We start from the raw sequence: 11629 nt of genomic DNA on the forward strand, positions 1-11629 counted from the left end.
CCGGCCCTTCTCAGCCTGCCAAACTTAACGTGACAACGCCCGCGCGGGCAGTCTGTAGGTCCAAGCGCCTTCGACCAGCATGCGTCGCGCACGGATGTTGCCGGCCTTCGTGATCGACCCACGCGACACGCTGGCACCGGTCGAATGCTCTTTGGGAACCAGCCCCAGCCAGGCCATGAACTGACGCGGATTACTGAAGCGTCTAAAGTCGCCGATCTCCGATACCAATGTCATCGCCGAGATCTGCGCGACACCACGCAGGGCCTGGATCGCTTCGACGATCGGGTTAAGCGACCAATCCTGCAAGAGCTCCACCATTTGCCGTGTCAGCCGGTCGCGCCGCTCCTCGATCTGCTCAATGGCACGAATATATTCTTCCATAGCAATTTGCTGCGCGCGATGATCAAAGCGCTGTGTCGCCAACCAGTTTCGATGAGCTTTGCTCCAGTGGGAGCGACCTTCGAAGACCCTGCCGTGCCTGAGCAGAAATGACAAGAGATGCTGGCGGGCGCGTCGTAAATCCGAGACGGCCGCTTCCCGTGCCCGGCAAAGATCGCGCATGGCCTCATGCGTCTCGTCGGGAACCCAGATGGATGACAGTTCGCCTGCACGCAACAAGGCGGCAAGCGCGACAGCATCGCGCCGATCCGTTTTGACCTGAAGTCCCGGACGGGTCGGAACGAGCGATGGTGCAACGACAAGGCATTCATGGCCAAGATCGCGAAGTTGGCGATACAGACCGTAGCCTGTCGGGCCAGCCTCATAGCAAAGGCACAGGCGTCCGTGACGTCCTGCAAGCCTATCGACAAATTTGCGCACCGCATCAGCACGGTTGGCGATTTCACCGTAGTAACGCACCTCTCCCTTGCGGCCAGCTTCCGCCAGGCCAATGGCTATTTTTTCCTTGCTCACATCCAAACCAACGTAAAGTGCTGTATCATCGGTCACGGCTCGTCTCCTATGTTTGAGGCTCTGGCTGCAAAGTTAACCCTCGTTGCCAACATATTGCGAGGCGAGCCACCATGCCGATCACGGACATGGGGTCTCAAGCTTCCTTTTGAGGAGGCTTTCATGCGCAGCGAACGTTTTGTCATCTCGGATCGCAGCTGGTCGATTATAGAACCGTTGCTGCCCGGCAGCGTCCGGGATCGAGGCCGGACCGCAAGGGATAACCGACTGTTTCTTGAGGCGGTGCTCTGGAAGGTGCGCGTTGGTGGCCCGTGGCGGGATCTCCCATCGGGGTTTGGCGAATGGAACAGTGTGTTCAGGCGTTTCCGTCGATGGGCCCAACGTGGCGTGTTTCAACGGATTTTCGAGGCTGTATCGGGTGACCCCGACTTTGAATATGTTCTTGTCGATGGCACGATCGTCAGCGTCCACCAGAAGGCGACTGGCGCAAAAGGGAGACTCTCAATCAGGCCATCGGGCGCTCGAAAGGCGGATTGACCACCAAGGTTCTCGCCCTCACCGATGCGTTGGGCAATCTGGCGCGCTTCAAGTTGCTGCCCGGACAGCGCAGTGAAATCGTTGGTGTGCCAGACCTGATCGACGGCCTGAATTTTGGCGCTATGCTTGCCGACAAGGCATTCGATGCCAATTCCTTGCGACAAGACCTCGACACGCGCAAGGCACAAGCCGTCATACCGGCGAAAACAAATCGTCGCGTCCACATTCCCCACGATGAGGAAACCTACAAGTGGCGTCATCTGATTGAAAACTATTTCAGCAAAATCAAAGAGTTCAGAGGTATCAACACAAGATACGACAAGACGGATGCCAGCTATGAAGCCTCATGGAACCTGGCTGCAACAATCATCGCATTGCGATGAATGTCCACAGACTCTAGATATCTGCAAATCTTTCAGCTGCGGTTAACCTGACATCACCCGCCGGCCTTCCGAATGCGCAAAACAGCGGTGCTGTCGTGCTGCAAGCCCCCGCTGCCTGATAGAGAAAGGCAGCCAAACACCTTCAGGCTGCCTTCCTCCGTGTGATCAGCCGTGGATTAAGGAACCCGTCAGAGATGTGATCGGCTTCCAAAGGGATTGCCGCTGCAAAGGAGTTACGGCAGCCTCGGGTTTGTTCCGGGGGTCCCGTATTTGGATGCCTGTCACGGAAGCAATTGCGAAGACAATGCGCTGAAAACGCTGACTTTGAAGCTCCCCCCCATCCGATACATACCGGAACATGTTGATAATTATACAATATATTCAGTAATTTATGGTGTATTTTGAGGTCAGCGTCCGCGCCGATGTTAGTCGCCTTTCACTTTCATGTTTGACAGCAAATCCTCTAGGCGGTATTGAATGGTTCATTGGTCCTACCAATGAATAAGGAGGAGTATCCAGCTATGTTGAAGAGAATAGGCCAGGCCCTGTGCGTGGCTACATTTGCTTTTGCCGCGATGGCGGGCAACGCGCTTGCTGACGACAAGCCGACCGTTGTGTTCATGCTTCTGCATGCCGATGCCTACATGCTCGGCGTCGAGCATGGTTTCGAGGAAGCCGCTGGCGACAACGTCAATGTCGAAGTGGCCATCATCAACGACGACCCGGCGCGCGAGGCGCAGCTTCTGTCGCAATATGCCGCCCGCCAGGTCGACTATGTGGTGGCTTCGCCGACGTCGCCCGAAGGCTCGCTGGCGTCGATCCGCAACCTGGTTAATTCCGGTGTCAAGGTCGTATGCTTCAATACGTGCCTCGGCGATGCCTCGGAGAGCCTGGTCGAAGGGTTCGTGGCCACGGATCACTACGCCATGGGCGAAGAGATCGGCAAATATGCGGCCAAGTGGATCAACGACAACCGCGACGGCAAGGCAACGATCGGCATCGTGCACTGCAACACCTACATCGAATGCCAGGACCGCGAAGCCGGTTTCAAGAAGGCGCTCGCCGATGGCGGCGTGACGGCGGCCTATCCGAACGAGCAGCTCGCGCTGGCGCCGGATAAAGCGGCGACGATCACTGAAAACATGCTGACCGGCAATCCCGATATCGACCTGATGTGGGGCGGTTCCGACGGCTCGACCAGCGGCATCACGACGGCCGTCGGCAACGATCCGAATTGGACCAAGCGCATCCGCGTCTTCGGCCAGGACATCAGCCCGGAACTTGCCAAACGGCTGTCCGAAACGCCGCCGATCCTGATCGCAACCGCCGGCCAGGACGGACCCGGTACCGGAAAGGCAGCCTACGATATGGTGAACAAGCTGATGAACGGCGAAAAGATCGACCAGTTCAAGGTCGAAATCGGTCCGACCGTGTTTGCCCGCGACAATCCGGAAGTGATCGAGGAATACCTCGCCTCGACCAACTAAACCGGACTGAAACACCAAACCAGGCGAAGAGGCCGGATCAGCTGGCCTCTTCGGCAAGGGATACGAGCACCGCCAAACGGAATGAACCCGATGTCTGTTAATACCCTCACACAATCACGTCCCGGCAGCCGTCGTATGCTGAAAAGACTGTCCCGCACCGGGCTTCTGGCCGGACTCGTCGTGCTCTTCGTCGTCGGCGCATTGTTGTCGCCTGCGTTCCTGAGCGTGCCCAATCAGCTCAATATTCTCCGTCAGGCCGCCTTTGTCGGCATCATCGCCTGCGGCATGACCTATGTGATCCTCGCCGGCGAGATCGACATATCCGTCGGTTCGCTGGTCGCGCTCAGTTCCGCCCTTCTCGGGGTGATGATGACCAAGCTCGGCTACCCACTGCCGGTCGCCATCCTCGCGGTTCTTGTCGTCGGCATGGTTTCGGGCCTTCTGACCGGGCTTGCGCGCGTGTTTTTCGGCGTTCCCAGCTTCATCTCGACGCTGGCGCTTTATCTGGCGCTGCGCGGGCTGGCGCAGATCATTACCGGCTCGCTGCCGATCGTCATCGATAACCCCGTCCTGCGGTTTTTCGGCAATGGACGGATGGCCGGCATCCCGGTTCAGGTGATCATCCTGCTCGCGGTTTTCGCGATCGCCTTTTTCGTCTCCCGGAAAACGACGTTCGGTCGCTCGATCTACGCAATCGGCGGCAATGCCAAGGCCGCACGCCTTGCCGGCATTCCGGTCGACCGGGTGCGCATCCTGATTTTCGTCATCACCGGCGTGCTGGCCGCTTTCGTCGGCATTCTGCTCAGCGCCAGGCTTGAGGCGGGCAACGCCAACATCGCCACCGGTCTCGAATTCGAGGTCATCGCCGCGGTGATCGTCGGCGGCACGAGCCTCGCCGGCGGCCATGGCGGCATCGCCGGCACCTTTCTCGGCGTGCTGTTCATCACCGTGCTTTCCAACATTCTCGTGCTTCTGGGCGTCGACCCGTTCGCGCAGGACGTCGTGCGCGGCGCAATCGTTCTGCTTGCGGTCCTGATCGCCAATATTCAGACTGGCGAGACCCGGAAAGACTGATGGGGAGGGACAGAGGATGACGCCGCAGGTTCTTGACCTTACCGGAATATCCAAGGCGTTTGCCGGCGTGCAGGCGCTCGACAATGTCGCCTTCAACCTTCAGGCCGGGGAAGTCCGTGCGCTGATGGGCAAGAACGGCGCCGGCAAGTCGACGCTGGTGCGCATTATCAGCGGCGCGACTGCGCCCGACAGCGGCACGATCCGCGCGGATGGCGAGACGGTTTCGTTTTCCACGCCCGCCGAAGCGACCGCCGCCGGCATCGCCACCGTGCATCAGGAGCTGACGATCATTCCGGGCCTGAGCGTTGCCGAAAACATCACGCTCGGCCATTGGCCGCAGCGCCGCGGCATCCTCGATAATGGCGCGGCCGAACGCGTGGCCCGCGAAGCGCTCGATCAGTTGGGCGAGACGATCGATCCTCACATGGCCGCCGGCGAGCTTTCGATCGCCAAGCAACAGATCGTCGAAATCGCCCGTGCCCTGGCGTTGAAGCCGAAGGTCCTGATCCTCGACGAGCCGACAAGTTCGCTCCCGGCTCATGAGGTGGAGGCGCTGCTGCGTCTGGTCCGGCGGCTCGGCGAGAACGGCGTCGCCGTCATCTATGTCTCGCATCGCATGGACGAGATTGGTCGCGTGGCCGACACAGTGACCGTGCTGAGAGACGGACGGCTGATCGACACCCTGCCGATCGCCAAGGCGCCGGTGCGCCATATCGCGCAGTTGATGGTCGGCGAAGGGATCGAGGTCGCCGAGCACGGAACGACGCAAGCCCCGGGCAGCGAAATCGCTCTCGAATGCCGGACTTTGAACGCCGGACCGCGTGTCCGCGACATTTCGCTCGATATCCGCAAGGGAGAAATCCTCGGCATCGCCGGCCTGCTCGGCGCCGGACGTTCGGAGTTCCTGCGCGTCTTGTCGGGAATCGACCGGTCGGAATCGGGTGTTCTGTTCGTCGGAGCGCGAGAGATCCGCCACCCGACGATCCAGACCATGCTCAAGAACGGCGTGGCGCTCGTTCCTGAGGACCGCAAGTCGGAAGGGTTGGTGCTCGGCATGCCAATATCGCAGAACCTGTCGATGTCGGCGCTCGGCCGCGTGGCGAGCGGTGGCATCCTGCGGGCCGCGCGCGAACGGCGGCTGGCCGAATATGCGCGCGACCTGCTCGACATCAAGGTCAGCGATCTGGCCCTGCCGGTCCAGACCCTTTCGGGCGGCAACCAGCAGAAGGTCGTTTTCGGCCGCTGTCTCAATGCCGAGGTCGACATCCTGCTTCTCGACGAGCCGACGCGCGGCGTCGACGTGCAGGCCAAGCAGCAGATCTACGATCTCATTCGCGATCTGGCCCGCCAGGGGAAGGGGATCATCGTCGTATCCTCCGAATATGAGGAACTCCTTCTTCTGTGCCACCGCGTGGTGATCATGGCCGACGGGCGGATCGTCGATGAATTCGATCCCGGCAACGAGCGCATGGACGGCCTTATGGCGCGCCTGCTGGCTGCCAACGAGGGGATGGAGAAAGAAACGACGGAGGAATCAGCTTGATGGCCGAAAAGTCGACCCCGCGTGACAAGCTCGCCAGCCTGCCGGTTGCACCTTTGCAGCAGCGCGGCCACACCGATCACATGGTTTCCTCGATCATGAAGATGATCGAGCAGGGCATATTGAAGGAAGGCGACGTTCTGCCGGCCGAACGGGAGCTGGCGCAGCAGTTCAATGTCGGGCGCAATACGCTGCGCGAGGCGATCAAGGTGTTGGAGATCTACGGCGTCGTCGATCGCGCGCCGCGCCACGGTACAGTGATCAAGCAGGCCAATATCGATCATATCGTCGGCATTGCCTTTGCGGGCATGCAAATCACGCCGACCGTGTTCGAGGACATTCAGGGATATCGCCGCCTGATCGAAATGGGCGTGGCTCCCCATGTCGTCGCGCGGGCGGCAGACGACGACTACGCCCGCCTGGAAACCCTGATCGGGAATATGGCTGGCACCTCCGACCTGCGCGAACAGGCGCATTGGGATTTCGAGTTCCACCTCTATCTCGTCAGCCTTGAGGGCAATTCGGTCCTGACGCGGAGCTACCGTGTGCTGGCCGAACCGATGAAGCGGCTGATGGAACTCGGCAAGGGGTCGCGTGGCACGGAGGTGGCCGTCAACCAGCATCGCCATATCCTCGAAGCGCTCAGAACCGGCGATGTCGGCGCGTATTCGTCGCTTCTTTCCGAGCACATGGAATTCGGCCGCCGCTTCGTCGGCGAAAGCTGACGCGGTTACGGCAATACAAACTTGAACAAGCAGACAAGCGTGGAAGCAATGCAGATCGGTCTCGGCCTTTATCGGAATCAATTGAACGACGATTATTACAAATTTGCCCGCCAGCTCGGCGTCGAACAGATCGTGGTGCATCTGGAGAATTATCTCGCCAGCAACGACGGTGGCCAGGTCGCGCTCTCGCGCGGCGACAGCGACGGCTGGGGCCAGGCCGTCGACGGCTACTGGACCTACGACACCTTCCGGGCGCTGATCGACGAACTGGAGGCCAACGGGCTGAAGCTTGCGGCGATCGAGAATTTCGCGGTTAAGCAGTGGTCGGATGTTCTTCTCGGCGGCCCCAAGCGCGACGAACAGCTCGCGGCGCTGAAGCAGATGATCCGCGATGCCGGACGCGCCGGCGTGCCCTGCTTCGGCTACAATTTCTCCGTGGCCGGCGTGTGGGGCTGGGTGCGCGGTCCGTTTGCGCGCGGCGGCGCGATAAGCGTGGGCTTCGATGCCGGGGCGATCGATGCCGACGAGCCGATCCCCGACGGCATGGTCTGGAACATGCGCTATGCCGCCGGCGAGGCCGGCAAGACGGTGCCCCCGGTCTCGCAGGAGGAAATCTGGGCGCGCGCCTCGTATTTCCTCAACGAAATCCTGCCGGTGGCGGAAGAGGTTGGCGTGCGGCTCGCCGCCCATCCCGATGACCCGCCGATGGAAGCCCTGCGCGGCGCCGCAAGGCTCGTCAACCAGCCGGAGAAATACCACCGGCTCGTCAGCATCAATCCGAGCCCGTCCAACACGCTGGAACTGTGCCTCGGCAGCGTCCAGGAAATGAGCGGCGGCGACGTCTACGACACCGTCGCCCGCTTCGCCCGCGAAAATCGCATCGGCTACATCCATTTCCGCAACGTGAAGGGGAAAGTGCCGAACTATCACGAAGTCTTCGTCGATGAGGGAGACATCGACATGGCTCGGATCATGAAAATCCTCAAGGTGAACGGCTTTGCCGGTGTCATGATCCCGGACCACACGCCTGAAATTCATTGTGACGCGCCGTGGCATGCCGGCATGGCCTATGCGATCGGCTATATGCGCGCGTTGCTCGCCACGGCCTGACAGGGAGGCATTTATGACAAGAACGCTCAATGGAGCCGCTGGCCCGAAATGGGCCACAACGACGAGCCACAGAAGCTGGCTTCTGGACCAGGCCAACGCGCTGATTGATTTCTATCATCCCGGCGCCGTCAATCCGCGCGGCGGTTTCTTCGACCTCGATGATTACGGCAACCCGCTGCCCACGGGTTGGCCGCCGGGGCCAGCGCCGACGCGCGCTCTGTTTGCCTCCGTGCGCATGGTCCACTGCTTTTCGCTCGCGCATCTCATGGGCCGGCCCGGCGTTGCCGACAATATCGACCACGGCATGGACTTTCTCTGGAATGGCCATCGCGACCGCAGGCATGGCGGCTATCACTGGGGCAGCGGCTATAACGGACCGACCGATGCGAGCAAGCAGGCCTATGGCCATGCCTTCGTGCTGCTGGCTGGCGCCAGTGCCAAGATGGTCGGCCATCCCGACGCCGATCGGCTGATCGCGGACGCCACGACCGTGATTCTCGAGAAGTTCTGGGAGAAGAACAAGGGCGCGATCGCCGAGGAGTTCAACGAGGACTGGTCTCCGATCAGCAATTATCGCGGCCAGAATTCGAACATGCATTTCACCGAGGCCTGCATGGCTGCCTATGAGGCGACGGGCGACAACCAGTATCTCGAAATGGCGACCGCCGTTGCCGAACTTCTGATTGGCCGGATCACCGCCGGCAATGAATGGCGATTGCCGGAACATTTCGACGAGAACTGGCAGATCGACCGGGATTACGACCGCGACGTCTTCCGCCCGTTCGGAACCACCGTCGGTCACTGGCTGGAATGGTCGCGGCTGCTGCTGCAGCTCTGGGAGCTCAAGGGCCGCGAGTCTGCCTGGTTGCCCGATGCGGCGAAGACGCTGTTCCGCAAGGCTACGGAAGAAGGCTGGGACGCGGAAAAAGGCGGCTTCTATTTCACCCTCGACTGGCAGGGCAAGCCGCGCGACCGCGATCGCTACTGGTGGCCCTGCGCCGAGGGCATCGGCGCTGCGTCGTTCCTGACCCGGATCGACGGCGACGATTTCTACGAGGCCTGGTACCGCCGCATCTGGGACTTTGCCGACAGCCACCTGATCGACCATCTAAACGGCTCTTGGCATCCGCAACTGGATGACGAACTGACACCGATCACCGACCCCTGGTACGGAAAGCCGGATATGTATCATTCCTTTCAGGCCTGCCTGATCCCGATGCTGCCGACCTCCGGCAGCGTCTGCCACGGCCTGCTGACGAAGGGACTCTGACGATGGGCTCCGACCTGAAGGGAAAGACGGCGCTCGTGACCGGCGGCGCCCGCGGCATAGGCCACGATATCAGCGCCGCCCTTGCGGGAAGCAACGTCGTCATTCATGCCCGCAATGTTACGGACGCGGTTCGGAGTTTCGCCGAGGACCTGGCCGCAGAGCACGGCGTCAGGACATATGTCGTCACGGCGGATTTCCTGAAGCCCGACGGCGTCGATCAACTGTTCGCCGGCATCGCCGCTGCCGATGTCGGACCGCTCGATATTCTCATCAATAATGCTGGTTTCGAGACGACGGCGGCGGCGGAAGATATGCCGGTTGCCGAATGGCAGGCGGTGATCGACGTCAATCTCAACGCGCCCTTCAGGTGCAGCCAGCATGCCGCCTGGCAGATGATCGAAAAAGGCGGCGGCGTCATCATCAACATCACCTCCATCCACGACAGCGTCCCGCGCAAAGGGCTCGCTCACTATTGCGCAGCCAAGGCGGCATTGAAGATGCTCGGCCACTGCACCGCGCTCGAATGGGCCGAACACGGCATCCGGGTCATCGGCGTCGGACCGGGCGCGATCGAGACCGACATGAACCGCGAGGCGATCGAGGGCTTCGGACGCGATAAGTTCGAGGGCTGGATACCTGTCGGCAGGCTCGGCAATACCGGCGATATCGCGGAAACCGTCCGGTTCCTGTGTTCCGACGCTGCAAGCTATATCACCGCCACCGACATCTATGTTGACGGCGGCTACATGAAAAATCTCGTGCGATATGATGACCGCCCGGACAGGCGCGGCTGAACAGGGAGAAAAGACGTGAATCAGTATATGAGCGATGACGCGCTGTTTTCGGCATTGAAGGAGAAGCTGTTTACCGCCGTCGTCGGGGATGTTCTCGACAAGATGGGCTACCGGCGCCAATTCCTGCCGCAGGCGATCGGGCCCCTGCGCAGCGATATGCGCGTTGCTGGCCGGGCGATGCCCGTGCTCGAGGCGGATGTCTTCGACGAGATCGCAGCTTCCTCGAATGGTCCGCTCGGCGCTGTTCCCTTCGGCCTGATGATGCGGGCGCTCGATGACCTGAAGCCCGGCGAGATCTATATCGCCAGCGGTTCGTCGTTCAATTACGCCTTGTGGGGCGAACTGATGTCGACACGAGCCGCCCATCTCCGCGCCGCGGGCGCGGTGCTCAACGGGTTCGTACGCGACTCTAACGGTATCGAGGCGCTCGGCTTCCCGACCTTCTGCCGCGGCGTTTATGCGCAGGACCAGGGCCAGCGTGGCAAGGTCATTGATTATCGTGTACCGATCGAGATCGAAGGCATCCGCATCAATCCGGGCGATCTGCTGTTCGGTGATCGCGAGGGCGTCCTCGTCATCCCGAAGCCGGTCGAGCAGGAGGCGGTTGCCGCCGCGCTGGAAAAGGTTGCCACCGAAAACACCGTCGCCAAGGCGATCCGCAACGGCATGAGTGCGGAACAGGCGTTCGCTACCTACGGAGTCCTGTAATGGATTGTCCGGCCTGGCAGGTCTATATCGGAACTTATACCGAGCCGCTTGACGGGCACGGCCAGCCGGGGCCGGGCGTCGCTGTAATTGAACTCGACAGGGATAGCGGGGCCGCGCAAGTGCAGGAGGCGCTTTCTGCGATCAACCCTTCCTATATCGCGATATCGGCAGACGGGAGCCGGTTTTATTGCGTCCGGGAGGTTTTCGGTGACCGGCAGCCCGCCCTCGCTGCCTATCGCAGAAAGTCGAAGGGCTCCCTCGAAAAGACGGGATGTCAACCGGTGTCCGGCGATCTTCCCTGTCATCTGGCGCTGGATGAAACCGGGTGGTTGATTGCCACTGCGCAGTATGGCGGCGGTAATGTTGCGCTGTTCCCGCTTGACGAAAACGGCGATCCTCAACCGGCGATAAGCCTTGTCCGGCACAGCGGACGGGGGAGATATACTGCAAGGCAGGAGGGGCCGCATGCCCATTGCGTCCTTTTCGACGGAACCCGGCAACTACTGGTGGCCGATCTGGGCCTCGATAGCATCTTTGTCTATCAGCTCGATCCGGCAACCGGCGGTATTGATGAGGGGCGCCGCCGCCGAATTGCTCTTCCGGCGGGCTGTGGCCCGCGCCATATGGTATTGTCGACCGATTTACGTTTTCTGTATGTGGCTTGTGAGCTTGATGAAACCATTGTGACGCTCAAACGCAATGGCGATGATTTCGAGATCTCGCGACAAACGGTCATTTTTGCTGATGCCGAAGATGGCAACGGCACTGTAGCAGCTATCCGCCTATCTCCCGACGGTCGGCATCTCTATGTCTCCGGTCGTCGCCAGGGCAAGATCGCCTGCCTTGCACTCGATGCGGACGGCTTGCCCCGTGTCGTCGCCGCTGTTTCTTCAGGCGGAGAATGGCCGAGGGATGTCGCTCTGTCGCCTGAGGGCCGATTCCTGTTGGCCGCGAACCAGCAAAGTGGGAATGTCTGCATCTTCCGTCGCGATGCAGAAAGCGGAATGCTGGCCGCTATAGGCACCGTTCCCGACCTGGGAGCTCCTGCCGTCATCGCCTTCGCGTAGATCCGATCTGTCCGGAAGCGACGAG

10 protein-coding genes and 1 pseudogene are annotated in these 11629 nt (G+C 60.9%); 10 read left to right on the forward strand and 1 reads right to left on the reverse strand.

What is annotated here, in order from left to right:
- Positions 1 to 24: 24 nt before the first annotated feature.
- Positions 25 to 948 (reverse strand): IS110 family transposase, encoded by a 924-nt coding sequence (locus K7H91_RS18610; protein ID WP_230721731.1) that lies wholly within the window; start codon positions 946 to 948, stop codon positions 25 to 27.
- A gap of 123 nt (positions 949 to 1071) precedes the next feature.
- Between K7H91_RS18610 and K7H91_RS18615 the strand changes: the two are divergent.
- The 10 genes and pseudogenes from K7H91_RS18615 (at position 1072) to K7H91_RS18660 (ending at position 11604) form a co-directional block, all read left to right on the forward strand.
- Positions 1072 to 1829, forward strand: a pseudogene (locus tag K7H91_RS18615) (IS5 family transposase).
- A gap of 521 nt (positions 1830 to 2350) precedes the next feature.
- On the forward strand, positions 2351 to 3316 hold the full coding sequence (locus K7H91_RS18620; RefSeq protein WP_230721732.1) for a substrate-binding domain-containing protein: 966 nt from the start codon (positions 2351 to 2353) through the stop codon (positions 3314 to 3316).
- Positions 3317 to 3451: 135 nt separating this feature from the next.
- On the forward strand, positions 3452 to 4390 hold the full coding sequence (locus K7H91_RS18625) for an ABC transporter permease (protein WP_230721733.1): 939 nt from the start codon (positions 3452 to 3454) through the stop codon (positions 4388 to 4390).
- Positions 4391 to 4406: 16 nt separating this feature from the next.
- Positions 4407 to 5933, forward strand: coding sequence for a sugar ABC transporter ATP-binding protein (locus tag K7H91_RS18630; RefSeq protein WP_230721734.1), 1527 nt, complete (start codon positions 4407 to 4409; stop codon positions 5931 to 5933).
- Complete coding sequence (locus K7H91_RS18635) at positions 5933 to 6655, forward strand: FadR/GntR family transcriptional regulator (RefSeq protein ID WP_230721735.1); 723 nt, start codon at positions 5933 to 5935, stop codon at positions 6653 to 6655. The genes K7H91_RS18630 and K7H91_RS18635 overlap by 1 nt, the downstream gene beginning before the upstream one ends.
- Positions 6656 to 6676: 21 nt before the next feature.
- Positions 6677 to 7765 (forward strand): mannonate dehydratase, encoded by a 1089-nt coding sequence (locus K7H91_RS18640; protein ID WP_230721736.1) that lies wholly within the window; start codon positions 6677 to 6679, stop codon positions 7763 to 7765.
- A 13-nt stretch (positions 7766 to 7778) separates the two neighbouring features.
- A complete protein-coding gene (locus K7H91_RS18645; RefSeq protein ID WP_230721737.1) occupies positions 7779 to 9035 on the forward strand; it encodes an AGE family epimerase/isomerase in 1257 nt (418 codons plus the stop codon).
- Between the two features lie 2 nt (positions 9036 to 9037).
- Positions 9038 to 9829: an SDR family NAD(P)-dependent oxidoreductase gene (locus tag K7H91_RS18650; protein ID WP_230721738.1), complete on the forward strand. Its 792-nt coding sequence runs from the start codon at positions 9038 to 9040 to the stop codon at positions 9827 to 9829.
- Between the two features lie 15 nt (positions 9830 to 9844).
- Positions 9845 to 10537, forward strand: coding sequence for an RraA family protein (locus K7H91_RS18655; protein WP_230721739.1), 693 nt, complete (start codon positions 9845 to 9847; stop codon positions 10535 to 10537).
- Entirely contained in the window at positions 10537 to 11604 is a 1068-nt protein-coding gene (locus K7H91_RS18660; RefSeq protein ID WP_230721740.1) for a lactonase family protein, read from the forward strand. The genes K7H91_RS18655 and K7H91_RS18660 overlap by 1 nt, the downstream gene beginning before the upstream one ends.
- Positions 11605 to 11629: the final 25 nt, after the last annotated feature.

The sequence above is a fragment of the Martelella mediterranea genome (assembly GCF_021021415.1).
GTDB lineage: Bacteria > Pseudomonadota > Alphaproteobacteria > Rhizobiales > Rhizobiaceae > Martelella > Martelella mediterranea_C.